The organism is Aliterella atlantica CENA595 (assembly GCF_000952155.1).
GTDB lineage: Bacteria > Cyanobacteriota > Cyanobacteriia > Cyanobacteriales > Chroococcidiopsidaceae > Aliterella > Aliterella atlantica.
The window spans coordinates 95,671-120,904 of record NZ_JYON01000015.1 but is presented as its reverse complement, the minus strand read 5'-3'; the positions used below and the strand labels follow the sequence as shown (position 1 = coordinate 120,904).

The 25,234-nt window shown below is 43.0% G+C and carries 24 protein-coding genes and 1 pseudogene; 13 read left to right on the top strand and 12 right to left on the bottom strand.

The window, feature by feature from the left end; all coding sequences use genetic code 11:
• Positions 1-243 precede the first annotated feature (243 nt).
• Positions 244-405: a hypothetical protein gene (locus tag UH38_RS26805; RefSeq protein WP_160295970.1), complete on the top strand. Its 162-nt coding sequence runs from the start codon at positions 244-246 to the stop codon at positions 403-405.
• On the top strand, positions 402-557 hold the full coding sequence (locus UH38_RS28205) for a DUF6575 domain-containing protein (RefSeq protein WP_160295969.1): 156 nt from the start codon (positions 402-404) through the stop codon (positions 555-557). The genes UH38_RS26805 and UH38_RS28205 overlap by 4 nt, the downstream gene beginning before the upstream one ends.
• A 194-nt stretch (positions 558-751) precedes the next feature.
• Here UH38_RS28205 and UH38_RS14995 read toward each other — a convergent pair whose 3' ends face one another.
• Both UH38_RS14995 and UH38_RS14990 read right to left on the bottom strand, forming a co-directional pair.
• Positions 752-1,738: a diacylglycerol/lipid kinase family protein gene (locus tag UH38_RS14995; protein WP_052672397.1), complete on the bottom strand. Its 987-nt coding sequence runs from the start codon at positions 1,736-1,738 to the stop codon at positions 752-754.
• A gap of 68 nt (positions 1,739-1,806) precedes the next feature.
• Positions 1,807-2,137 (bottom strand): annotated as a pseudogene (locus UH38_RS14990) (glycosyltransferase); the annotation flags it as partial.
• A gap of 375 nt (positions 2,138-2,512) precedes the next feature.
• Here UH38_RS14990 and UH38_RS14985 point away from each other — a divergent pair.
• The 5 genes from UH38_RS14985 (at position 2,513) to UH38_RS14965 (ending at position 7,041) form a co-directional block, all read left to right on the top strand.
• Positions 2,513-3,187: an amino acid ABC transporter permease gene (locus UH38_RS14985; RefSeq protein ID WP_045055466.1), complete on the top strand. Its 675-nt coding sequence runs from the start codon at positions 2,513-2,515 to the stop codon at positions 3,185-3,187.
• Between the two features lie 5 nt (positions 3,188-3,192).
• Positions 3,193-3,846, top strand: a complete 654-nt coding sequence (locus tag UH38_RS14980; RefSeq protein ID WP_045055465.1) for an amino acid ABC transporter permease — start codon at positions 3,193-3,195, stop codon at positions 3,844-3,846.
• 45 nt (positions 3,847-3,891) lie between these two features.
• Positions 3,892-4,812 carry a transporter substrate-binding domain-containing protein gene (locus UH38_RS14975; protein WP_235355271.1) on the top strand — a complete coding sequence of 307 codons (921 nt, stop codon included), beginning with the start codon at positions 3,892-3,894 and terminating at the stop codon, positions 4,810-4,812.
• Positions 4,813-4,990: 178 nt separating this feature from the next.
• On the top strand, positions 4,991-5,776 hold the full coding sequence (locus tag UH38_RS14970; protein WP_045055464.1) for an amino acid ABC transporter ATP-binding protein: 786 nt from the start codon (positions 4,991-4,993) through the stop codon (positions 5,774-5,776).
• A gap of 23 nt (positions 5,777-5,799) precedes the next feature.
• Positions 5,800-7,041: a Zn-dependent hydrolase gene (locus tag UH38_RS14965; RefSeq protein ID WP_045055463.1), complete on the top strand. Its 1,242-nt coding sequence runs from the start codon at positions 5,800-5,802 to the stop codon at positions 7,039-7,041.
• Here the strand turns inward: UH38_RS14965 and UH38_RS14960 are convergent.
• From UH38_RS14960 to UH38_RS14950, 3 genes are read right to left on the bottom strand one after another with little or no spacing between them, the layout of a single operon-like run.
• The gene (locus UH38_RS14960) at positions 7,038-7,688 is read right to left on the bottom strand and encodes a hypothetical protein (RefSeq protein WP_045055462.1); all 651 of its coding nucleotides are present in this window, start codon (positions 7,686-7,688) and stop codon (positions 7,038-7,040) included. The genes UH38_RS14965 and UH38_RS14960 overlap by 4 nt on opposite strands.
• A gap of 45 nt (positions 7,689-7,733) precedes the next feature.
• The gene (locus tag UH38_RS14955) at positions 7,734-8,060 is read right to left on the bottom strand and encodes a hypothetical protein (RefSeq protein ID WP_045055461.1); all 327 of its coding nucleotides are present in this window, start codon (positions 8,058-8,060) and stop codon (positions 7,734-7,736) included.
• A gap of 36 nt (positions 8,061-8,096) precedes the next feature.
• Positions 8,097-9,608, bottom strand: a complete 1,512-nt coding sequence (locus tag UH38_RS14950; RefSeq protein WP_045055460.1) for a UbiD family decarboxylase — start codon at positions 9,606-9,608, stop codon at positions 8,097-8,099.
• Between the two features lie 148 nt (positions 9,609-9,756).
• Here UH38_RS14950 and UH38_RS14945 point away from each other — a divergent pair, with 148 nt between their 5' ends.
• The gene (locus UH38_RS14945; RefSeq protein WP_045055459.1) at positions 9,757-10,401 is read left to right on the top strand and encodes a MotA/TolQ/ExbB proton channel family protein; all 645 of its coding nucleotides are present in this window, start codon (positions 9,757-9,759) and stop codon (positions 10,399-10,401) included.
• 162 nt (positions 10,402-10,563) lie between these two features.
• Complete coding sequence (locus UH38_RS14940) at positions 10,564-10,986, top strand: ExbD/TolR family protein (RefSeq protein ID WP_045055483.1); 423 nt, start codon at positions 10,564-10,566, stop codon at positions 10,984-10,986.
• 74 nt (positions 10,987-11,060) lie between these two features.
• Here UH38_RS14940 and UH38_RS14935 read toward each other — a convergent pair whose 3' ends face one another.
• From UH38_RS14935 to UH38_RS14925, 3 genes are all read right to left on the bottom strand, one after another.
• Positions 11,061-11,402 (bottom strand): hypothetical protein, encoded by a 342-nt coding sequence (locus UH38_RS14935; protein ID WP_045055458.1) that lies wholly within the window; start codon positions 11,400-11,402, stop codon positions 11,061-11,063.
• Between the two features lie 122 nt (positions 11,403-11,524).
• Entirely contained in the window at positions 11,525-12,061 is a 537-nt protein-coding gene (locus UH38_RS14930; protein WP_045055457.1) for a hypothetical protein, read from the bottom strand.
• Between the two features lie 390 nt (positions 12,062-12,451).
• The gene (locus UH38_RS14925; RefSeq protein ID WP_235355269.1) at positions 12,452-13,783 is read right to left on the bottom strand and encodes a mechanosensitive ion channel family protein; all 1,332 of its coding nucleotides are present in this window, start codon (positions 13,781-13,783) and stop codon (positions 12,452-12,454) included.
• A gap of 571 nt (positions 13,784-14,354) precedes the next feature.
• Here UH38_RS14925 and UH38_RS14920 point away from each other — a divergent pair.
• Complete coding sequence (locus UH38_RS14920; RefSeq protein WP_045055455.1) at positions 14,355-15,374, top strand: AI-2E family transporter; 1,020 nt, start codon at positions 14,355-14,357, stop codon at positions 15,372-15,374.
• A 565-nt stretch (positions 15,375-15,939) separates the two neighbouring features.
• Here the strand turns inward: UH38_RS14920 and UH38_RS14915 are convergent.
• Entirely contained in the window at positions 15,940-16,677 is a 738-nt protein-coding gene (locus tag UH38_RS14915) for a polysaccharide deacetylase family protein (RefSeq protein ID WP_045055454.1), read from the bottom strand.
• Positions 16,678-16,830: 153 nt separating this feature from the next.
• On the opposite strand from UH38_RS14915, the gene UH38_RS26795 reads away from it, so the two are divergent.
• On the top strand, positions 16,831-17,001 hold the full coding sequence (locus UH38_RS26795; RefSeq protein WP_160295968.1) for a hypothetical protein: 171 nt from the start codon (positions 16,831-16,833) through the stop codon (positions 16,999-17,001).
• Between the two features lie 11 nt (positions 17,002-17,012).
• Here UH38_RS26795 and UH38_RS14910 read toward each other — a convergent pair whose 3' ends face one another.
• Positions 17,013-18,278 carry a methylglyoxal synthase gene (locus UH38_RS14910; RefSeq protein ID WP_045055453.1) on the bottom strand — a complete coding sequence of 422 codons (1,266 nt, stop codon included), beginning with the start codon at positions 18,276-18,278 and terminating at the stop codon, positions 17,013-17,015.
• A gap of 468 nt (positions 18,279-18,746) precedes the next feature.
• On the opposite strand from UH38_RS14910, the gene UH38_RS14905 reads away from it, so the two are divergent.
• Positions 18,747-19,193 carry a helix-turn-helix domain-containing protein gene (locus UH38_RS14905; RefSeq protein WP_160295966.1) on the top strand — a complete coding sequence of 149 codons (447 nt, stop codon included), beginning with the start codon at positions 18,747-18,749 and terminating at the stop codon, positions 19,191-19,193.
• A gap of 182 nt (positions 19,194-19,375) precedes the next feature.
• Here UH38_RS14905 and UH38_RS14900 read toward each other — a convergent pair whose 3' ends face one another.
• The gene (locus UH38_RS14900; protein ID WP_045055452.1) at positions 19,376-23,038 is read right to left on the bottom strand and encodes a CAAX amino protease; all 3,663 of its coding nucleotides are present in this window, start codon (positions 23,036-23,038) and stop codon (positions 19,376-19,378) included.
• A gap of 123 nt (positions 23,039-23,161) precedes the next feature.
• Positions 23,162-23,770, bottom strand: coding sequence for a hypothetical protein (locus UH38_RS14895; RefSeq protein ID WP_045055451.1), 609 nt, complete (start codon positions 23,768-23,770; stop codon positions 23,162-23,164).
• A gap of 410 nt (positions 23,771-24,180) precedes the next feature.
• Here UH38_RS14895 and UH38_RS14890 point away from each other — a divergent pair, with 410 nt between their 5' ends.
• Entirely contained in the window at positions 24,181-25,197 is a 1,017-nt protein-coding gene (locus UH38_RS14890; protein WP_045055450.1) for an AI-2E family transporter, read from the top strand.
• Positions 25,198-25,234: the final 37 nt, after the last annotated feature.

Sequence of the window (25,234 nt, the reverse complement as noted above, 5' to 3'; positions counted from 1 at the left end):
AGCATCCGTCAGGTCGCTCGGATAAGACTTAAGCATCTTCTCAATCCGCAAGAACTACATTTCTATCCTCGTACCAGCATTCAGCAACAAACCTTCAACTCAATATTTATTTAGAAACAAGCTCTAAGCCCTAACAAATCTTATTTTAAAGGGGCGATAGAATGTCAAGCATGTGGAGTGTCTATTTTTAGGTCGATAGATGATGTGCGTAGAGCGCCTAAAAGGATTCCTGCTTTCAAAAACATGAAGCTTGCTCTGGGTAATTTAACTCCTGATTTGGGATTAATACAAAATACGCCTTCAACAAGAACGGGCAAATCTCACCATACTTGGTGGCTATATAAAGATACTAGCCCTTGGGCTATCTTTCAAATTATCAGTATTCCAGACGAGACATTGCCATGAGTAATTCTCTACAATTGAATATTTTAGGAAATATTGAAATTATTGAGGTTTATGAGTATTACGATGAACCTTGTCTTTTCGCGTGCAAAAATGGTTCAGGGCAAATTTTTCTTGTAGTTTGGATAGACCAAACTAAAAATAACAAAACATAGAAAACTTCTGTTATTGACTATTAAATTATTCTTTTATAGAGACGGATTAGTTGATATAAGGCTACTTTATCTAAAATTTATTTAACAGATTTTTAAAGTAAGTTTTAATATCAATATACTAAAACAAATGACTCATACTTCTATATCTAAACTGTCAGAGATCGCAACTGCAATGATTATCTACCTTCAAACCCCTAAGTTTCACCGACAGGTAAAATCACAGTAGTTTTTGGCACGATTACTTTAAGCATATCCTTAACGGCTTTGAGAGTTACGGGTAATTCTCCAATCGGATGACCGTCAATATGCACGGGAATTTTAGCATCAGAGGTAAATTTTACTTCACCAACTCGATAAGTTTCAATTTTGGGGCTATATTGACGCTGACCTTTGCTAATTGACCAAAAGTGACGCATTAATTGCCATTTGCTAAAGTTGCGGAAAATACTAATTGTGAGCAAGCCATCATCGATCGCAGCATCGGGAGCAACAGTAAAACCAGTACCGTAATACGATCCATTAGCAATTACAACGAGCAAAGCAGAAAGCCGCAATTCGTGCCTAGTAAGGGGCTTTTTCCGCACAAACCGCCGTTTCAAAAGGGGTACGCGGGCTTCCGCTATGGGGCGGTCGAACTCCATTCTTAGCCGTTGCGGTTTGTAATTTAGGGCGAGTCGAACCGCTTGCAGCATTTGTCCCCATCGACCGCCTTTAATTTCTTCGCCAATGGGAAAAAGCGCCGCATCTAACCCAACTCCCGCCGCTTCAAAGAAATAATGTTCGTTATTAGCTTGACCCACATCAATACTTTTGATTTGACCGTTGGCGATTACCTGACAAGCTGTCACGATATCAGTGGGAATGCTCAAACTACGCGCAATATTGTTGTAAGTACCAACAGGGATAATTCCTAAAGTCACAGGGGATCGCAATAACCCTTTAGCAACTTCGCCTACTGTACCATCTCCCCCCGCCACTACCACTAATTCGTAATTTTCCTCAATCGCTTTAAGGGCAATCAAAGCTGGGGAATTATTGGGGTCTGTAAAAGCAATATCGGCTCTAATTCCTTCAGCTTCCATCGCCGCAATAATTTCTGGCAATTTCAGCAAATTAGGCTCGTCGTCGCCAGAAACCGGATTGATAATTAGCCGTATGCGTTTGAGAGTTTTTGTTCGCAAAGCTTTTAACTCACTCGGAAAAAGAACTCGCGCCTATTTATTCTAACTTGTTCGTTTTTAAGCTTGAATTAACGGATATCTTCGTAGAACTTTTTTAAATAAGTCGGCGAAACGCCCAAACCCCGCAACAAACCAATATTAAAGATATATACCCGTAGCTTTGAATGTACCCCAATGTGCCACGCGGCGATCGCTAGAAGTAACGATTCGATTCACTTGGCGAATCTTTCCCCAGCGTACCAGATTTAAACACAAATCTGCTTTTTCTAAAATCGGCAAAGCCTCATTAAAGCCGCCACAGTCCCAAAAATCTCCGTGACGGCAAAACATCACCCGATCTCCAAACAACAAGCGCAGACCTTTAAAAAACAAGTGTGGACGCAAGATTAACGGCACATAGAGCAATCGCCACTCAGCAAGAGTTCGATCCCAGCGATACTTCTTGCTGGGGCTTTTATTTATTATAGTACGATATCGTACTATATAATAACAAAAAGACGATCTAGAAGTTTTGTTGGCGATCGTTTTTCGATCGCAATGCATCAGATGCGCTCGGTCGCTGAACAAAATCCATACGAATTCCTAAGCGATGGGCAGCTTGCCGCTGCACTTATAGAGCGTTTGGAGTTCCCCAAATATGCTTAGTACGTCTGTGTAGAGACTAGCGGTTTCAACTACTAGGCTCCATGTTGTATCGCGCTACACAATCTTGCTTGAGAAAAGTGTATACAGTATTCAAATCTTACAAGACTATATTTAGCCCTGAACAGATGTATGGGTTACTCTTTTGACTTCTCTATTATTGGGGATAATCTTGGCTTATTCATTAATGGAGCGCTTGTAACTATTAGATTGTCGCTAATTGCGATCGCTTTTGGTTTAGTTATCGGTATTGTTGGCGCTGTATGTAGAACTTCTGGAAACCGCTTGCTCAATTGGCTAGCAATTTCTTATGTAGAAGCAATTAGGAATACTCCGTTTTTAATTCAACTGTTTTTTATCTTTTTTGGCTTGCCGAATTTGGGACTAAAACTAACAGCAGAGCAAGCCGCTACTTTGGCTTTGGCAGTTAACTTTGGGGCTTATTCTACAGAAATCGTGCGAGCAGGAGTAGAAAGCATCCATAAAGGACAAGTTGAAGCAGGTTTAGCACTAGGATTTAAGTCGATATCAGTTTTCCGTCATATTGTCTTGACTCCAGCTTTAGCAAATATTTATCCAGCTTTAGTAGGGCAAATTATTCTGGCGGTACTATTTACTAGCGTTGTATCCCAGATAGCTGCCGAAGATTTGACATTTGCTGGTGACTACTTAAATGCGCGGACTTTTCGCAGCTTTGAAATTTACTTTACGATCGCTTTAATTTATTTGGCGATCGTTTGGTTAATCAAAGGACTGGCTTACGCTGTTGAAAAAAAATACTTTGAGTTTGCCAAGTATAGAAGATAGTCAAAATGGACGAATTTACTGTATCAATTATTTTTACAAATTTACTGATAGCAACCAAATGGACGCTGATCTTATCTGCGATCGCTTTTATTGGCGGTGGTATTATTGGCTTTTTAGTCATGTTGATGCGAATTTCCCCAATTGGTTGGCTCAAAACTATTAGCTGGCTGTATGTGGAATTTTTTGAAGGAACGCCGTTGTTATTGCAATTATTCCTTGCCTTTTTTGGGCTTTCGATTTTGCTCGGAGTAAATTTATCGCCCTTGCAAGCAGCAACATTAGCTTTAACAGCTTTTACCAGTGCTTTTTTAGCAGATATCTGGCGCGGTTCGATTGCAGCTATCCCGCAAGGACAATGGGAAGCAGCTTCGGCGTTAGGTTTTGGGTATTTTAAAAAGCTGAGATTAGTGATTTTGCCTCAAGCTCTTAAGCTTTCAATAGCGCCTACTGTGGGCTTCGCAGTGCAAGTAATTAAAGGAACTTCTTTGGCTTCTGTAATAGGTTTTACTGAACTATCACGGGCGGCAGCGCAGATTAATAATGTAACCTTGCGAAGTCTTTTAGTATTTTCTATTGCTGGATTAATTTATTTTTGCTTGTGTTATCCTCTTTCGCTCCTGAGCCAAAGATTAGAAGGAAGCATGACATACAAAAGTTAAAAGTATGAGTTGTGTTGGGCATTATTTAGCTATAAAGAAGAAAGTATGAGGAAAGGTCGAGATTGGAACAAAGGGATCTCTAGAAGAGCGCAAAAACTACTGAAAGCTTTGGCTCTTTTTGTGGCAAGTTTTGCGGTGACAGTAAGTATTGCTGCTTGTTCTGCGCCCGAATCTTCCTCAGTGAAAACGTTGGCGGTGACATCTGCTGTTGCGCCTGCTATTAGCTTACCTGGCGTACCAAATCCAGGCACAACATTAAAGCAAATTATGAGTGAGGGAAAAGTAAAAATCGCTGTCCCTGATGACTTTCCGCCGTTTGGTTCTGTAGGGACAAATATGCAACTTCACGGTTACGACATTGATGTTGCTGGTGAAATTGCTAAAGGGTTAGGAGTCAAGTTAGAGCTAGTACCTGTAGTTGGTAACTACCGAATTCCTTTTTTGCAAACAAATCGAGTAGAAATGGTAATTTCTAGCTTGGGTAAAAATAAGGAACGAGCCAAAATCATTGACTTTTCCGCGCCTTATGCTCCGTTCTTTTCAGGTGTCTATGGGGGACCTGGTATTAAAGTTTCGTCTCTAGCAGACTTAAAAGGACACACAGTTGGAGTTGCTCAAGGTTCGCTGGAAGACTTGGAACTATCAAAAATTCCGGCTGGAACTTTCCCAGTAAAACGATTTGCTAGCAATAGTTTGACAGCTTCAGCACTGGTATCAGGACAAGTTCAACTCATAGCTACTGGTAACGTAGTTGCAGCTAAGTTGATGCGGGACAATCCAGAAAAACAGATTGATAACAAGTTCGTGATGAAAAACTCTCCCTGTCACATTGGCGTGCGACGCGGTGATGACGATTTATTGCAGCGGGTAAATGCGATCGTTGCTGACTTAAGAGAATCGGGAAAACTCAATCAACTTTCCCAAAAATGGTTTGGAGAAACAATAACTGACTTGCCTATTTCTTAATAGTTAAAAGGAAGCTCCCCGTAAATACACAGATTTATAGAGACAAGGGGGACTACAGGGGGATAGGATTGCCAATTTACAGAGCGTTGCCTACTTTTGCAAGAAGTCTACTATATACCTCATTTTTATTTCTACTTTTTGACTTTTAACTTTTGACTTTCAATCGGGAGCATAAATTATGACTTATTCTCAACCTAAAGCAGATAGAGGCAATACTATAACAGCCTCAGAGTCTATCATTGTTGCTAAAGATGTAGAAAAGTGGTACAGCAATAACTTCCACGTACTCAAGGGAGTTAGCCTGACAGTTAATAAAGGCGAAGTAGTTGTATTAATGGGACCTTCTGGTTCGGGAAAATCGACATTTATCCGCACCTTCAACGGGCTAGAACCCTATCAAAAAGGCAGCATTGAAATTGACGGGATGCACATTTCTCACAACCTAAAAAATATTGAAATGGTGCGGCGAGAGGTGGGAATGGTGTTTCAACAATTTAACTTGTTTCCCCATCTCACCGTGTTGAAAAATGTCACCCTAGCACCGATTCATTTGCGCGGGATGTCCAAAGCCAAAGCTGAAGATATGTCAATGCAACTATTAGAACGAGTTGGTATTGCTCATCAAGCTAATAAGTATCCAGGACAGTTGTCAGGAGGTCAACAGCAGCGAGTTGCGATCGCTCGTGCTTTGGCTATGCAACCAAAAGTAATGTTATTTGACGAACCCACATCAGCACTCGATCCAGAAATGGTACGGGAAGTATTAGATGTAATGCGAAGTCTGGCTAGATCGGGTATGACAATGGTTTGCGTGACTCACGAAGTTGGTTTTGCCCGTGAAGTTGCCGATCGCGTCATCTTTTTAGCAGATGGGCTGTTGGTAGAAGATACAACACCAGCTAACTTTTTTAACAATCCTAAAGAAGAACGAACCAAAAAGTTTTTGTCGCAAATTTTACATTGATTTTTAAGTAGTTTGAACGCGGTATGACTGCAACAACATCGATAAATTTGGTAAACAGCGATCGCCTCAATCGCAGTATTGCTCAACTAGCGGAAATTGGCAAGTTAGCCAACGGTGGCGTAAGTAGAGTAGCTTTTACGCCGGAAGACTTGCTAGCACGTCAACTGGTGCAGTCATGGATGATTGATGCTGGGATGACTGTCCGGATTGATGCAGCGGGAAATATTATCGGTACATACGCCGGATTGCAAGAGGATTTAGGCGCATTAGCAACCGGATCTCATATCGATACTGTGCCTGTTGCTGGTCATTTTGACGGCGTGTTAGGAGTATTAGCAGGTATAGAAGTAGTGCGAGTATTGCACGAAAACTCTCTAAGGCTAATCCACCCGATTGAAGTAATAGTATTTACAGATGAAGAATGCAGTGTAATTGGCTGCAAGGCGATGGCTGGTAACGTCATCGCCAATCCAGAATATTATCGCCGTAATGATGGTAGGGCGATAGAGACTTGTTTGCAACAAATTGGCGGCGATTGGGTAAGAATCTCCACAGCTAAACGTAGAGTAGGAGAAATTGCGGCTTTTGTAGAATTGCACGTCGAACAAGGAGGCGTGTTAGAAAGTACAGGCGATCGCATTGGTGTCGTTAAAGGTATTGTCGGACAGTATAGATTTGCCGTCACTGTCACTGGAAGAATGAATCATGCAGGAACAACCCCCATGAACATGAGAAAAGATGCGCTAGTTGCAGCATCTCAAATAGTATTAGCTGTAAATAAACTAGGAAATACCCCAGGCGAACAAGTAGCAACAGTGGGGTATTTCGCCGTTTCACCCAATGCAGTAAACGTTGTTCCTGGCAAAGTCGAACTCAAAATAGACTTGCGCGATTTATCGCAAACTCATTTAGATAATTTAGTTGCACAGATGCAACAGCAGTTTGCCGAAATTGCTACAGCAACTCAAACAGAAATTACGATGACTCAAGCTTTGCACGTATTACCAACGCTAGCAGAGCCAAAAATTCAATCTGGCATCGCTCAAGTTTGTCAAGAATTAGAATTAAGCTACAGCTACCTACCTAGTCGCGCCGGACACGATGCTCAAGAAATTGGACGTTTTACTGATATGGGGATGATTTTTGTCCCTAGTTTTGCTGGATTAAGCCATTCTGAAGATGAATACACTTCTCCGCAGCAGTGTACTGAGGGCGCTAACGTACTGCTGCAGACGTTTTTGAAGTTGGATCTTCTATATAGCTAATTCTTTAGTTCGCCAAGGAAATCTTGATAAAACTCTTGATGTGAAGAAGCAAAGTTACTCATTCCTTGTTTAGTTAAATAACCCTTAAGTTTTCCAGTATGAGGATTGTTCACATAGCTATAAATATATTTTGGATAATGAGGATTTTCATGCCAGCTAATATTAAAAGCAGCATATTTCGGAAAAAAGGTCATATCAGCATAGGCAGGAATAAAGTCGTGAATCCACCAAGCTAAAGCCGTCCAATCTCCTGTCCGTTCGTAATAAGGAACAAACGAAGTAACAATAATGCAGGCTGTAGCCCCCATGTAGCCGTTTGCATCTTTGACATCCCAGATATGTTTGGCATAATTGTCTTCATTTTTAGCACAGTTATATTTATTATTTTCTGCGCCTATTTCATTTACTTGGCAAGAACGATAACCAGAACGGATGCTGATTCTGCCTAAAGCAGCAGAAATTGGTTCAAGTACATTCTCACAAAGATTTGTTCCAGATGCGATCGCAAGTTCTGGGTCGTCAGGAATATTCTTAACGCCCTCAATTTGAGAAATTTCCGAGTAAAGGAATTCGCGCATGAAAAAGCTTTTAGATAATCGAACGCGCCCTAGTTCTTCTAAAGTTTTGACAGATTGAGGCTTTTTCATGGCAAGTTGCAAGCGTATCCTAATAAAGCATAAAAGCTAGCTAAACTAAATACGCTCTTTTGACTCCAAACGTTTGAGCTTGCTATGCAGTTCCAATTCTTGGCTGCTACAAATCGTTTCTAAATTTGCTATTCGCTGCTCCATTTCTTGAATAGTCCTAGCTGAAGAAGATTTCATCAGGCGATCGCTAAAACCACCCCAAACGCCGACTGTACTAATAGCCGCACCAGCAATCACCACTAAAGGAATAATTGCTCCACCACTATGTGCAACTGCAACAAGTGGAATGCAAATTGCCAGCATAGCCGTAGCACACAACCATATTCTTGAAGTAGCAGTAACGCGGATATCTTTCGTGGTTTTACTTGCCATAAGCTAATTTAAGAGATTTCCAAACAGTTAACATTATTATTTGTGCATATCGTAGCCGAATAAGTTGGGGTCAACTTCTCCTAACTGCAAATCTGCCAAACCATACTCTTGCCAACGTCTTTCTACCATTGCTGCAACATCAGGGTCAGATTCTAATACTGCACCCCAATCATGCTCGGTTTCCGGTGGGATTTTAGTTGTCGCATCGATTCCCATGCGTCCGCCTAAGCCAATCTTTTCACTAGCAAAATCTAGAGTGTCAAACGGCGTATTGGGGAGAATAAATACATCGCGCGTAGGGTCTACTTTGGAGCTTATCGCCCACACAACCTGACGCGGATCGCGGATATTAATGTCTTTATCTACCACAATCACAAACTTAGTATAAGTAAATTGCGGCAAAGCACTCCAAAATGCTAAAGCAGCGCGTCTAGCTTGACCAGGATAAGCTTTGTCAATAGAAATAATCGCCGCTTTGTAGCTAAGGGCTTCCATTGGCAAGAAGAAATCGACAATTTCCGATACTTGCTGGCGCAATATAGGAGTATATATGCGGTTAAGAGCGATCGCCATCATTGCTTCTTCTTTAGGCGGACGACCGCTAAATGTCGTCAAATAGATTGGGTTTTGGCGATGCGTCATACAGTGAAAGCGAATCAAAGGCGAATCTTCCACGCCTCCGTAATAACCCATGTGATCGCCAAAAGGACCATCAGGTAAAACTTCCCCTGGCGTAATCGTCCCTTCTAAGACAAATTCCGAGTCCGCTGGCACTTCCAAATCCACAGTCTTACATTTTGCCAAATTCACCCCAGAACCGCCGTACAGCCCTGCAAACAGCCACTCAGAGAGGTCTACAGGTATAGGTGTAGCTGCTGCCATGATAATTAACGGATCTACACCTAATGCGATCGCAATTTCTAATTTTTTGCCTCTTTCTGCGGCTTTACGTAAATGTCTAGCACCACCGCGCACTGAGAGCCAATGAACGGTCATTGTGTTATGCGATTGCAATTGCAAGCGATATACGCCAACATTAGGCGTACCTGTTTCGCAATCTTTGGTAATTACCAATCCCAAGGTGATAATCTTACCTGCATCGCCAGGATAAGGACGAATTAAAGGTAGTCGATTTAAGTCTACATCGTCGCCTTGAATTACTACTTGCTGACAAGCAGGGAAAAAGTCTCGCCCAGGTTTAGCTTTGATTACGTCAAATAATACTTTGCCAAACTCTACCGCTTGCCCAATTTTCTTGGGTGGCTTGGGTTGTTGCAGCATTCCTAGTTTTTTGCCTAAGTCTTCTAGTTCCTCTGGCTGCTGCATATTCATCGCCCAGCAAATTCGCTCTACAGTCCCCATCAAGTTGACTGCTATGGGAAAATCTGCACCTTTAACGTTTTCAAACAGCAAACCTGGACCGCCTTTTTGCAACATCCGGTTAGAAATTTCGGCAATTTCTAGGTCTGGATCGACTAAGGCGTTAATTCGCTTTAGCTGTCCTCTTGCTTCTAGCTGTTTGATGAATCCCCGTAAATCTCTTGCCATATTAGAATTATTTATAACTATTAAGTGTTTTTTCTATTGTCAGGTGGAATCAGCTTCAAGAAAAATCCACACTTTTAAATTATCGTAATAAATAGCTCGTGTCTGCTATCAGCGCTAGATATTGGGCATAGCTAATATTTTCTAAATTATGTCTAGAGTGTACGATCTATTTGTAGCAGGCGGTCCGGTAATGTATCCGCTCTTAGGATTATCGATCGCTACTTTTGCTTGTGCTTTTGAGCGAGGTTGGTTTTGGTTTCAGCTAACAAGTCAAGAAGATCGCGTTGTGCATGACGTTCTAGAAGCTGCTAATCAAGATTTAACTAAAGCCGCGGCGATCGCCAAGCAAGCGCAAAATTTGGCTATAGGTAGGTTTTTGTTAGCACCTCTCAAGCTCAATCAACCTAGTCCCGAAACGTTTCATTTAGCGATGGAAGCCGCCGCAGATAAAGAGTTCGTGCAAATGCGAAAAGGCGATAAGCTGCTGGAAACAGTAATTGCGATCGCTCCTTTATTGGGACTGTTAGGAACGGTGACAGGTTTAATAGTTACTTTCGGCAGCCTAAAAATCGGCGGTGGTAGTAGTAATGATGTAAATACAGCGGCGGCGGGTATTGGCGAAGCGCTGACAACTACGGCGGCGGGAATGATTGTGGCGATTGTTGCTTTATTTTTCTTTCGGATCTTTGTGAGTTTGCAGTCGCAGCAAATGGACTATTTTTCTAGTGTAGGTAGCGAACTAGAACTTATTTACCGCCAAGTGTGGTACGAACCTGTTAACAGTGACCAGTGACCAGTGACCAGTTGCCAGTTAATCCTCATACTTGAAAGTAGGGGATTTAAATAATCAATTTCTTGATTTTCCCAAATTTCTTTGGGGGCTTGTACCTACTACTAACTGGTCAAGCGGTAAGTATGTCTCAGCGATCTTTAAAGCAAGATGGGAAGTAGCAATATGCCTTTAAATTCTAGATTCCGCACTGCTAAGTCGCAGATGCCAGAAATCAATTTAGTACCGATGATGGACGTGTTGATGACGATTTTAACTTTCTTCATCATCATTTCTATGACGTTGACAGTGCAGCAGCGCTCGGTAAATATCGATTTGCCAAGTACAAATGCTGGCGCAAATGATGTTAAAACGCCCGATCCTTTGATTGTGGGCTTAACAAGAGAAGGAACACTTGCGATCGCCGACAAGCCAGTTACAGACGCGCAGCTAAGTCAACAAATGCAAGTTTACTTACAAACAAATCCCAATGGTGCAATAGTTTTAAAAGCCGATAAAAAATTAGCTTACGAGCAAGTAATACAAGTATTAGGTCAGATGCGCGATATAGGAGGCGATCGCGTTTCTTTGGCGCTCGACCAAACTTAACTTGACTTTCAACAGCAGAACTATTTTTCGATTGGCAAGTAGCAGACTTGAGCTATCTAATTGAGCAGCCATCATCAAGTTACTTTGCGGCTGGCAAGTTCCCGAACGTACTGCTGTAGCGATCGCGGCGATCGTTCGAGAATGGTTCGCAGCACAAGTGCATTCCCACCTGGAAAACCATGAAGATTGTAGTCTTCGTACATCACCCGCAGATTCTCGTGCAATCTGTCTGGAATACGTGCGGCTTGCGCCCACTCATCAAATAGAGGTTCGCCAGCTTCAATACTGCGCTCGCTTACCTCGCTCATCATCGCTGCTAGTTCTACGCGGTTGACAGTCAGTCTATTTTCTGCTGCGCGATCGCACTGCGATCGGACTAAATTCAGAACAGTTTGCGCTTGAGCCGTCAGGTACAAAATGTAAGTACAATTGCAGCGATGGTAGTGAAAAAGAGTGAATATAACTTCACAATCGTTAACTATTAATAAAATTAAGCTTTAGCAGTACAGTTTATCAACTTTTAATAAGTAGTACGGCTTCAAGTTGTGGGCGAAGTGAAAACACGCCACTCCTGAATACCCCAACGACTAAGAATCGTCTCAGCCTGATGAATATCGTCCTCTGTACCTTCTAATGCTACTAAGTAATCGCCCTGAGATACTCGATCGTTATATAGTGCTGCTTGCTTTTCGGGAATATACCAACCTTCTAGTGCGCCAATAAGACCACCAATTCCAGCAACGGTTGCACTCCCTAAAAGTACGGTTAAAACCGACTCGGCTGCTAGTGCAAGCCCAATCCCAGGAATCAGCAATGCGGCTATGCCTCCTGCTAAAGTAAGTAAACCGCCTGTCGCGGCTCCTGCTTTTGCACCAAATTTCATACCTTCAGAGTGAGTAGGAGTAAGCTGGCTTAATTTCTCGCTGCTAAGTTCTTTACCCTCACCGGAGTCTTTGGTAAATACAGAAATTTTATTCATGGGGAAACCAGTATCTTTGAGTTCCTTGAGCGCCTGTTCTGCTGTATTGCGGCTGGAAAATACACCAATAGCGTGTTTGTCTTGGGTAGAGGTCATTTTTCTTAAAAAATTAGCTATAGATAACTGAGAGCAGCGAACGAAGATTTATAAAAATGAGACGGTACTTTGAACTGAGTTAGCTTATAAGTTCAACTTTGCAACAAGCCTTGCCAACAAAACTTTAGTGTTTCCATTAACAATGTCATAGTTAAAAAATTACTTGTTGAGCCATAATTCTAAATCCACCCTTTGAGAGACATCTGTTGTCCAAGGATCATAAGTCGTCATTGCGATCGCTCCTATATGCTTGGAGCTATTCAACACCTTGGCAGTTCACTACTCAAAATGCTTGGCTTGATGCACTGGGGAAGCTTTATTCTCAATCTTGCCCGAACAATATATTGCAAGGATGATGCTTGAAATGTCTGTCCCTCAAACATAGATGATTCAGTTCGATTGCTCAATATTGGTTTCACGGCGATCGCTATTATCTGTACGATGAATATTGTCAGTAAGTTGAATAACTTTAATTTGCGGTATAGCGATGAATTTAATTTCTGCTTGCTGCAATGATTCTTTGATTGCCTGTGTTACTTCAGAAGTCATTTCTATAAATGGTAGCCGTTGAGAATTAGCCCAAAATAGCACTTCAAGATTAACTGTACCTGTACCCAATTCGCGGACTAAAGTTATCGGCTTTGGTTCTGGTTCGACTCCTGTAACTTTCAAGACAGTATCAATTATAATTTTTTTGGCAGTGTTAATATCTGTGTCATAAGTAATGCCCACTGTCACAGAAGTACGACGCTTGCCAGAGACAGTATTATTAGTAATAACAGCACTAAAAACTTCTTGATTGGGAATATAAACAACACGTCCGTCGTAGGTGACAAGGGTTGTTGCTCGCAGTTCAATTTGTCTAACTGTGCCTTCAAACTCTTTGATGACAATTTGATCGCCCAGCCGGAATGGACGAGAAGCAAGCAAAATAACCCCAGAAAAGTAATTGCTTAAAACGTCCCGCAGGCTAAATCCAATTACCACACTCGTCAAGCCTAGCGTTCCCAATAAAGTAGTAAACTCTAGTCCTAAAACTCCCAAGGTAATAATAGTCCCTACCACCCACACGCCACCATATACGACGCGGCTTACCAAAATTTTAGCGTTGTCATCCCCTTGCCAATGTCGCGTCCCTACCAAAGTGAGGCGGCGCAAACTCCTTGCTACCAACCAAGTTAGCAGTAGTGCTAACAACGCTCCTATCAAGGAAGGTAGATTACTAATAGTGTCTCTTTGAAAGGAGCGCAACGTACTCCAGAGCCGTTGCCCAACATCAATGACAAACGGTTGCTGTTCAAACGCAGAGTTTAATGCATCCGCCCACTGCCTAGCTAGAGCTTCTACACTCGTGTTAAAGTCTTGGGCATCCTGCCCAGTCACAGTCATCAACACCCGGTTGTTGACTTGCAAAAGAGCTATGCCTCTTGTAGTGTCGGGTTCGACGGTGACTGCTTCTCCAGATTCCGACTGTGCTAAAACGCTAGCAATCCGCCGATTTATAATAGCAGCGCGACTTCTAGCGCTCAAATTTGATAAACTACCAACTTGAAACACGGGCTGTCCTCTGACAAGAATATCGGCGAAGTAAAACCCATCAGAGGGAATCGAGTCAGGGTTAGTGCTTTGAGGAGAAGCAGTTGTAGTTTGAGCTATAGCTGGCGTAAGGGAAGTATCCTGAGTTAGCCCAATACGAGCAACTACTATCGTTAGGCTCGTCACCAAGAATACACTTAGAAATGGACGGAAGCTAAATTTTCCCTGGTTTTTTGCTATCCAATTAGGCATAATTTTTGAGGTAATGCAACAATTCTATTAAAAAACCTCTCTACAAAGTTTTCTGGCTTTACTTGAAGTGAGTAGGTAACATTCGAGATAAAAAGGTATAGCGATCGCATCTCAATCTTAGTGCTATGCGATTTCATTGTTTATCTACTGATAAAAGTGATTTTATAACCTCCTAGCATCAGCAGTTGGTGGAATTTTACTTTAGGCTATCTCGGAAGTTGTCAAGAAAGGTAGGTATAGAAGCTATATACAATTAAACACGAAGCTCTTGTAAAGTAGGCGCTAGTAAACCGCATATTCACCTTCTTTGGATACGTGGAATTTATTAACAGCTATGCTAACTGCTAACCAACCTAGCCAAAATCTGTATGAATACGGGCGTTGTAGCAACTTTAACCCTAAATCAACTCCAGCTTTAAGAAGAATCGATCGCTCGTAAATACAGATCGACGCTTCACCATAATTTTTCAATTTATCCAAATTTAAGCAAGCAGGCGAGGATATAATGACCAATCTCCAACGGCGACTAAATAATTCCTTTATAGTTCGCTGTTTACTATTATTTGCCTTTGGTTGGGCTGCTCTACAGCTTTTGAGTTATTTTGAAACAGTAATTGTAGTTTTCACATTCGCTGCAATTTTAGCTGCTTTATTAAATTATCCCGTTCGTTGGTTGCAACATTTTTTACCCCGCACATTTGCAGTTATCTTAGTTTTCTTGTTAAGCCTTCTAATCACTATTGTTTTAGCGATCGCTCTTGGTTTAGCAATACTGTCTCAAGGTCAACAACTAATTGATAGATTTTTTGAAATTGCTAACTCTATCGGTTTTTTTGTAGCACAAATAGAAGCTTTTTTTCAAACTCGCAATCTGCAACTAGATTTGGATGCGATCGCCGAGCGAATCCGCAACCTTGCTTTATTAGGCATTAATTATCTTATTGTTTTTCTAGGAGCTTCTCTAGCTAATTTTGTCAATCTAATTTTTATTGCAGTTGTTACTCTTTTTATGTTGCTAAATGGCAGAAATGTTTGGCGTTTTGTCTTGAAAATTGTACCTGAAAGATCGCGCAGGCACTTTGCTAATACAGTTGAACAGAAGCTTTTGGGCTTTTTTCGAGGGCAATTACTTTTAATGCTGTTTTTGTCAACTTCTAGTTTTTTGGTTTTCGTGTTACTCCGAGTTCCTTACCCCCTAGTTTTGTCCTTAGTAATTGGAGTTATTGATGCAGTTCCAGGAATTGGAGCAACTTTGGGAATCGGTAGTGTATTTTTATTTCTGCTAACTCAAGATGTCTTGCTTGCTGTCAAAGTTTTAGCAGCATCAATTATCCTTCAGCAAATTCAAGATAACTTAATCTCGCCACGAGTTATGCAAAATTCAGTCGATGTTAATCCTGTAGCTACATTTTTCGCTTTATTAGTTGGAGCAAGAATTGCTGGATTGCTAGGAATTTTTCTGGCTGTTCCCATTGCGGGCTTGATTGTTAGTTTATTAGAAATTGACGAATTAAAAGGAGAATAATCAAAAGTTATAGTTAATTTTTAACTGCTTATACCAACAATGTTGTCCAATTCTACTATTAAATTTAAAATTATTACGAGCGAAGATTGAAATTAAAACACAAAAATCTCAGTTTTAATAATTTGATAAATTACTATTTTTGTACTTACAAATGAGTTAGTAATAAACAAGAAAAAGGCATTTTGAGTATAGGACAGTGGAGCGGTTTGGTTATTTTTGTTGTCTGTCAATACATTTCCTGGTAAGTTCGGCAAGTTCTCGTGCTGGTTTTAATACGAGCGTCGTTGCGATCGCATTGAATCGATTGCTACAAGTCCTGCAATCATGTAAACTTTAATCAAATTAGCAATTTAGCAATTGAATAATGCATAATTGAAGATCCCTGTGTTTCGGCTTGGAAATGATTTCTACGAAGCGATCGAAACTGTGGTGGAAAAATAACTGCTCTCAATCGAGCGTAAGCTGAGGCAGATGTTCTGTTTTCATAGGCAGGTATTTTAATAAGACTAGGTAGGGAACAATAAATCCACATCTTTCTAATTGAGGATTGCTAGCTCCTCTTGTTTCAATCTGTTATTTCGACTCCGTCCCATAGCTCACTTAGGGTTACAGTGCGATAATTGCGTTGCTTCAATTCATTCAGAATCAATGGCAAGGCTTGTGCAGTTTGTTTCGAGCGTTCAGGATTACCCCCATGTAGCACCAAAATTGCTCCTGGAAAAATATGTTGAGCGACATACCAAGCCGTAAATACACTATCATCAGTTGGTTTAAAGGTATCTACTGGCAACATCGATGCCAGCGCAAATCGGGGAACATATCCAGGCAGTTGTTGTAGGCATCGCAGCATAGTTTTATTGTATAGTCCTCGTCCTGGACGATACCACCGTAGGGGCTGATGGAGCTTTGCTGAAATATAGCGATGGGCAGCACTTAATTGGGCGGCAAAAACCTCTGGATGCAGCAATGCTGTTGTTTCATCTGCCAGTCCATGATTGCCAATTTCGTGCCCTTGCTCAACCATGCGATCGAGTAGAATAGTTCCGTCAAACAAATGGTTGCTGATGATAAAAAACGTCGCCCGAACGCGATCGCTCAAAGACGCAATACTTTGATTGTGGACGGCGATCGCCTCTAGAATTAGTTGAGTCGATTCATCGTTCGCCTCGTTCGGAGTTGGCACATCATCAATCGTCAAAGCAACAACCTTATTAGATGTTTCCTTATAGAACAATGCTTCTGGAAACAATCGGGCAAGACGGATAACGAGTTGTTGCTGAGGAGTTCGCTTGATACTCTTCATGAAGGAATATCTATTGATGTAATAACAATTCGATTTACTCTTAGTGCATTTAAAGAATTCTCAAATCTTCTCAGTTGCTAAGATGCTTGACTACATGAAAAGTTGCTGCAAATTGTCGTTTAGTGGGTGTTGGTAAGGAAACACCAAACAGATTTGACATATTCGCTCCTCCATATAGTTTTAGCTAGGATAATCGAACGCAGCAGGCGATCGCAACAGCATAGCAAGCTGATACTAATGGATGTGTTGATACACAGTCTACTACTGAAGGTAGACTATGGCGATTTTATAAGTCAGATGAATCTGCGATCGCAAGTCCAGTAAAATGAATGCTTCTATGACGCTAATGATGCTGGAATCAGCACCGTTAGTCCATTCGGAACGCATTTCACCTCGATTGGAGTTGTGCCAATGATTTCGCCATCCACTACGACTTTCTGAGGCGGATTGGTCGTCACCTTCAAACGACGAGTTCGACCGTGAATCACATTCTGTTGATTCAGTTGAGTTTTCGTAATTCCAGCCCCTAATAATCTGAGCATCGTGGTCACGGCTTGCAGCTTGCTTTGAGCAGTAACGACCGTCACATCTAGCAATCCATCATCGATCGACACTTCTCCTGCACCCTGGGCAAGAACGGATGTCGGTGGGGCAGCATTCGCGATCGTTATCGCACCCGCTTCAAATCGATGCACTTTTTCCTCTGCCTCAATCTCAATTTCAAACTCTTCCTGCCGATCGATCGTCTGCCATCCTGCCATCAGATATGCAAGCGTACCCCACCGATCTTTTAAGGCTCGATCGGCAGTTTCTACCACATTTGCTTCATAACCGATGCCTGCTAACAAGATCATCGGGATATTGTTACAGTAGGCAGCATCGACAGTTTGAGTACAATTGGCAAGAATGACTTGGCAGGCACTTCGCACAGGTAGTAATGCTGGAATACCCAATGCTACCGCAAAGGCGTTTGCTGTGCCCCTGGGAATAATCCCTAATGGAATACTTTTGCCAATTAGCGCACCCGCTACCGCCGACACCGTTCCATCCCCACCCGCAGCAATAATGAGATCGGCATTGGCAGCAATGGCGACTTTGACCAGTTGCTCTGGCTCAACCTCTGGTGTTGTTGAATGAATCTTCAAGCTAAGATGCGGTTCCAATAATTCTCGAATTAATAATAAATCTTGCCCTGCGTCTCTTTGACCCGCAACAGGATTAAAGATTAGGTGAGCCACTCGCGTTTTAGCAAGTTGCTTAACGATCGCTTCTGCTGTCGCCAGATTCGTAGCAAGCGCCACATTATGCACATTACAAAACTGCAATAAAACATCTAAAGAGGGTTCCCACGGCACTGCGATCGCATCAGCGAGAAAGATGACCGCTAGAACATTGCCACTAGCGACCTCAGCTGCAATCTCACCAAGCGAACCGGACAGTTTTGGCTCTAGATTCAGTCCGGTTGCAGCTTGAATCCGATCTGCGGTTTCAGCAGTTGTCATGAGATGATAGCGCGATAATGTGGGTGCATGAGCCGATGCAAAGCGCGTAAGATCGACGGTGCGACTGGTATGAGCAATCAGGGCGATAGTGTTTGGCATAACAAATTATTGAAGGGTGCTTAGAGCTTTAAATCAACGAGACTAAACTAAATTAGCGGAGGCGGTCGAAGCGTTCTAGTAACAGTACAGATGACAATAATGGGTAGACTTGTACCAATACTAATCGCTTCTTGAGTAGTGGTAACAGGAACCGTTTGAAATAATTGATTCATTACGCTCCACTGACTAAATAGTGTTTGTAGGATCGCGATCGCGATAACTCCAAGCGCAGGCGCGTAAGCAGCTTGGCAATCACTGAAAGAATAAACTGGCTAATGCTCAACAGGTAGAACGTCTCTACTGAAATTGATGTATCCACTGCCATTGTCCGTGCTAAATCAATATTACCTGTCGTTTCTCGTGCCCATAGAAATGTTCCGACTGCAATTAAATTAAACAGTGAAATAATAGACTTCTTGCAAAAGTGCTGAATGATATGAGACAAGTAGGTGAGAGATGGTAGTATCGATGACCTACGAACAGGTAAAAAACCTTAAACCAGAATACTTTAAGCACTTATGTGGTGTACGACCAGAGACTTTTAATCAAATGGTAGAGGTAGTGACATTATTTCTGGCTGTCAAAAAAGAAAACAGGACGACCTGGGAAATTAAGTTGGGAAGACCAAGTGTTAATGACTTTAGAATACTTAAGAGGTACCGAACTCCTGTTCATATTGGGCAATCGTGGGGCATAAATGAATCAACAGCATATAGAATCATCCGAAAAATTGAAGATATTCTTGTAAATTCAAGAACCTTCACCCTACCCGGTAAGAAAAAACTACAAAAGTCTGATTGCCAGGTAGAAGTAGTGGTGGTAGATGTCACGGAAACAGCAATAGAGCGTCCCAAAAAAAGCAAAAACGATTCTACAGCGGTAAAAAGAAACGGCATACGTTCAAATCACAGGTAGTAGACTAAAATACCAGAGAAATCATCTGTACTGCTCACGCTAAAGGAAGAGAACACGATGCATCGCATCTTTTGTTAATTTTCTTGTGTGGGAGCGCATGAACTATCAAATCGTTGATAGAACCCACCTAGTAGCGAACATTACAAAAAAAGGCATCCAGGTATAGACCATTACCGAAGTGTCTAAAGTGTCATGGGTGCAATCGGTTCAATATCGAGATCGTTTCCCCCCACCTGATTTGTTCGCAAGACCCACGCCGAGCCGCCCTGCTTTAGAAACGCTTGAGTCACATCATCGCTGGTGAGGCGAGGTAAAATCGTGCGCCAACTCAATAAACTTCGGCGGATTTTACTAAGAGGACGATCTTCTAGAGTGCTGCCCAGCACTTCAGCTTGATTCTTCCAGTCAGCGCGGGCGATTCCCCAGGGCAAAAGGAGCCGCTTTAGCTCTTTGCTCAACTGTTCTAGCTGCTCTAATCGGTGCAGTTGGTCGGGATGTTCTTGTTTCCACTGCTGGACATTGGGGTGAGAGCGCAGCGATCGCACAATTTGCCGCATTGCTGCATACAGTGCTTGATTAGAATCTTGAGTGCAATTGTATGCAGGTCCAACAAATGTTCCGCCCGTTCCATCGCCGATCCGGTAGCGAGCCGCCATAATTTGTAGTTGATAAATTAACCGATCGAGCGGCGACTTCTTCTCACCGTCATCCGTTTCGTAATCACCTGTAAAGGCATCAAGTTCGAGTATTGTATCGGACACCGGGCGCAATCCTAACCAGCCGAATTGGCGATCGCCCATGTAGCGCGACCAATGCAGACTTCCAGCAATCAATCCATCATGGTTATGGGTATAAATTTGGTGATAAACAATCTCAAACCGCAATTCATCAGCTAGAGGGTCTCGCACCACCTTGGCAATTCCGTAAGCAAAGTGACCGAAGTAAAGAGGACTTTTCGCAGCAGGTTCGGTTTTTTTTCCGCCAATTCCACCATAGATGTGAACCAGTAATGCTCGTTTTCCTTCTTGCCAAGAGATTGTGTTTTCGGTAATGGTGTTGTAACTCAGGATTACTTTACTGATTTGACCTTTCTGAGCAGCAAGATTGTCCCAAGCCTCTTTTTTGAGATAGTGTTTGACTGCCGATCCACCCACAATTTGTCTATTGGGTTCAACCTGCAACAAACTTCGGGGAGCAAGTGCCTGTACGATAAACCGTCCTGACTCGTCTGGCGCGCCGTAGATATACCATCCAGCATCGTTGAGGGGAGACTGTTCGATGTTTTGACTGGTGGACGAGTAGGTATCATTTTGATTCGCAACTACTTGAGGCAAATAAACTGTTTCTTTTGCGCCAGTGAATTGCCCTGAAGTTCGATCGAAGTGGATTGCCACAAACAAATCGCCTGGCTGAATCGGTTGCACAAATTTCACTAAGCCATAGTAGCGACCTGTAATTTGAACAGGGTCAAGATCGATCGTCAGGACAAAAGTCGATCGGTCTACCACGACTGGATCTTGCAACATCACGATCGCATCGTCATTGGGGTGCGCTCCTGCCAGGGATTCTAACGGATTGACCTGTCTCCAGTGATTTAGTCGAGTGGGATGAACTCTACCCTGTTGGATGCTGTGTTCAGCTTGAGGACTAAAATGAACGTCTTTTGTGACTGCCTGAACGTATGCTTGCACCTGGGGATCGTCGCTAAAACGCAGCGTTACGATTTGTCCAACTAAATCCTGAAAATCAATAGGTGCGTGATGAACTTCAAACAGTACACCTGCAATCGTTTGTCGCCGATCTTTTGGCGGAAGAATCAATCGTCCCATCCATTGCGCGATCGGTCGGTAATGTTCGGATGCTACCGATCGCGCAATCGGGTAGAACTGGGGTTGATTGAAAGCAGCTTGCTGATAGCGATCGTAGTTACTCAATTGCTGAGAAGTGGCGCGGTCGGAACTATCAGCCGTACTAAGTAAGATTTCTCTAACTCTATCGAGTGTTTGCTGTAGATGACTCTGACCGTCCGGTAAAAATTGTTCCGCGTCCATTAATCCACCCGGAAGTTGATGCCCAATCGGACCTAGAGAAATCCGGCTCACTTTTCCCATGCGAAGAGCGCGATTCCAGTATGACAGAAAAACGAGTTTCCAGCGTCCAGGAAACATGATAGGACCGATTCGTTCTACTCCATCTTTGTCCCCGACCAAATGATAGAGATGCTCTAGCGTGAGAATGTTGATATTGCCACTAATCACGCCGCCAAGGGAAATGATATCGATCGGAGCAGTTAACACTTGCCGCAGATATTGCGCGGCTCCAGCTGCCATTTGTCCGCCACCACTAAACCCAATCAGCGTAATCGGCACATTCTGCTCGATCGAGTAACCGTGTTGAATTAGCGATCGATAGATAATCCGAGCAATGCCCAAGTTGTAGAATAGACCATACCGTTTATCTGCCGAAACCGCAACCGCCAGAACATTGCGAAGATTGACGAAGTAGCCAAATACGCTCGTTGGATCTTTTAGCCGAAACCGATCTGCTAGCCGCCAAAGGAAAGCAAGAGGACGATTTTCAGTCAAGGGGTTATTGCGAACCGAATAAGGCATAATGCCTTTGATTACTTTTATGTCCTGCGGCAGGTTATGTTCTAATGCGTCTACAAAGGCTTGACTGTCCGATAAGTAATCAAGCGTAGATTGCCCGATGCCATCGAGATACACCACGTAGCGAGTGACTGGGGTTTGAGCGCTAGTCGCTTGAGGTTGCGTGGAATCAGAAGATGGGTCTAAGCTATCGCCTAACCAACCTGCCCACCAGCCCAGAGTTTCCCAAGGGGCAAGCAGCGCAGCCGCGACGAGCGCGATCGCACCAATCCAAACTAAACTAACAACAAATTGAGAAATCCGACTAGATTGCTCAAACTCAGCAAACCACCAGGCGCGAATCGGCGAAAGTAGCACGATCGCGATCGACGTTACCCCGATCGAAATCAGATAATCCCGTGCTTGAACGGCAATCGTCCATAACCGACTTGGGGCTTTAGAAGATACTGAGGTGGCAATGGCAGCGTTGTTTTGAAAAATCGCCGCAGGTTCTAATACGCTAAGTGCAGGCTCGACCTGGTTTTCTGGCTCCCTAACTGGAGACACCACAGAATTTCCAGTTGCTACAATCTGCGCGGGGGACTGCTCTGGGAGCGGAAAAGCGCGGAGATTTTGCTGCAATCGCATCAAAAAAGACTGCCGTTTAATTACTAGCTCAACGCCTGCTACCTTACAAACGAGCCAGTACCCCAAATTAGCGATCGGTTGCCCAATCGTGTGCTGCAATACCCATAGCATCAGCCACCCTAATCCCACAGTTCCAAACGCTTGCCATAAGCTGGCATGAGTAGCAGCCGCGAACCCAACGACGATCGCCAGCAAGTGCCAAAACGACAACACAGAGAGAATCGGTTCGCCGAAGTAAGGCATTGCTCCAAATAGACTAAAAATTAGCGGGGCATAGCTTGCGCCGAGCGTGCGTTCTACAACCGTAAACGGAGCTTCAACCGTAAAGGGAGCAAAGCTAATAATCCAGGTACTAAGAACCAGAAATAGATAACCAAATGCAAAGATAATCGCTCCAATCAGCAGCGTCAAAACAAAGCGGAGCGGTTTCACTCGATTGGCAAACAAAACTACACTCTGAGCCACAGCTTGAGACAGACACGCCGTTAAGACAACGATCGCTGCTGTAGAACCACCAGGCTGCGTGTTAATTTGCTCAAACGCTTCAGGATGCAGCGCCAGAATTTCTCCTAACTGCTGCCAAAACTGGCTGAAAGTTTCATCGCTCATTTATCGCTTGCTCTAGATTGTCTCGCGTTGTCTGCGATTGATTGTGCGGATTTTACTTGCTGAGAGATCGACACCGTCTCTATCGAGCGATAGATAACAACTTTTTCATTGCTTGCAGATTGATTAATTTCTGAACTGTTGTGACATGACCTGAATCGCAGTTGACACAATCTGAATCACAGGAAAACTTACGAAACTAATGATGGCAGCCTGAAGAATCGCGATCCTCATGACTCGATGAACTGCGATCGTAACGGCTAAAAGCGTCCACGCTGCTAAGATTAGTTCAATTGGTCTACCAAATAGCGGAATTATAGTCACAACATCCAGAATTTGCGGCGAGTAAGCAAATCCAACTGGAATAAGTAACTCTCGATACGTCGGTGGATTGAACTTCAACGAAGTCAACGCAGTTCCCGGAGGTTCCCTCCGGGAGAACGTTGACCACTGCCCAAGTTTCCAGATTGTGAACGTCCAGAAGTAGTAACCAATAATGACAGTGAAGATTCCCAACACCAAAGTGACTAAAAGTATCGGTAATGTGGCTCGGTTCAATAGAGAAATCACTGTACTTCCAAGCGAACGGGAAAGCGCTGCTAGAAGCACGATCGCGAAGGCGGTGCGACGAGTTTTTTGATTGCCCTGTACGGATTTAGATAAACGAGGATTGAGGGTAAGAGCATCCCGAATCGTTTGCCACACGCCCATATCTCTAGCAGCATCGTGCTTCATATCAAGTACCTTACTGACAGCAACAATAACTCTATCTCGAACGATCTATTATTCTGTATGCTTCTTTACAATATCCTATTCCGAGGGTAGACGTAAATTTCTGGGCAACTTGGTAGTTTAACTATGGCGTTCAAGCTTCAACAACTCAGGTTTACGTCCTCAGTAACAAACGGAAAAATTCTAGAATGCGTAGATAGATTAACCGTGCAGTTCATCATTGGCGATCGAGAACACTCTAAGATCTCAAGGATATTTCCAAGCAGCAATTGCATTTAACCAGACTTCTTATCTAAAACACACCTTAAATCGGGTTAATCAATTGCCAATTTAGTCGAGCGCTTGACCTCTAACCGCTGACTGTCCTGCTCGTAGAGGTTACCGACAGCGCGACTTGAATAGGAAGAAAAATTATGGGAATAGGACAAGCGATCGCTTCAGTTGTTTTTATTGTCTGTCTCTACATTTCCTGGCAAATCCGGCAAGTCCTCTTACTGGTATTTACAGCGATTGCGATCGCTGTAGCATTGAACCAACTTGTACGCGTCTTTCAGCGATTTCGCATCAAGCGACCAATTGCGATCTTATTATCAGTGAGTATTGTACTACTTCTTTTGGCTGGCTTTTTTATTTTAGTAGTTCCACCTTTTCTAGACCAATTGACAGAGCTAGCCAAACTAGCCCCTGAAGGATTAGAAAGGTTACGCAGTTTGACAAGCTGGCTACAGGAGTTGATTCCAGAGCAAGTGGTACAAGACCTCCGTAACTGGGGAGGATTGACTCAACAATTGCGAGCGTTGATGTTTAGCCTATTTGGCAACTTCTTGACTTTGTTTTCTAATTCACTGGGGATTATTCTCAACGTTTTAGTCGTGCTGGTTTTAACGCTCATGCTACTTGCAAGTCCTGCTCCCTATCTTCGGGGTTTTATCCTACTGTTTCCAGCTTCATACCGCCGCCGCGCTGCGGAGATCTTGCAGCAGTGTGAAGTAAGCTTAGGCGGCTGGGTCACAGGCACGCTCTTTAACATGGGTATAATTGCCGTTTTGAATGCGATCGCCTTGTTGATTTTGCAAGTACCATTGGCATTAGCCAATGGCGTTCTATCGGGTATATTAACGTTTATTCCCAATATTGGACCTACTCTAAGTACCATTCCACCGATCTTACTGGCTCTGCTTGATTCTCCCGGAAAAGCAGTGGCAGTGCTAGTGGTTTATATTATCATTCAGCAAGTTGAAAGCAACGTCCTCACACCACTGATTATGAAAAAACAGGTATCTCTGCTACCAGCAGTCACCTTGGCATCTCAACTAATTTTTGCTAGCTTCTTTGGATTTTTAGGTTTGTTCCTAGCTCTACCGCTGCTGGTTATAACTCAAGTTTGGATTAAGGAACTATTAGTAAAGGATGTCCTCAATCAGCGGTAGGTTTCATTTTTTAAAGGAAAATAGTGCTGTCTGGCAC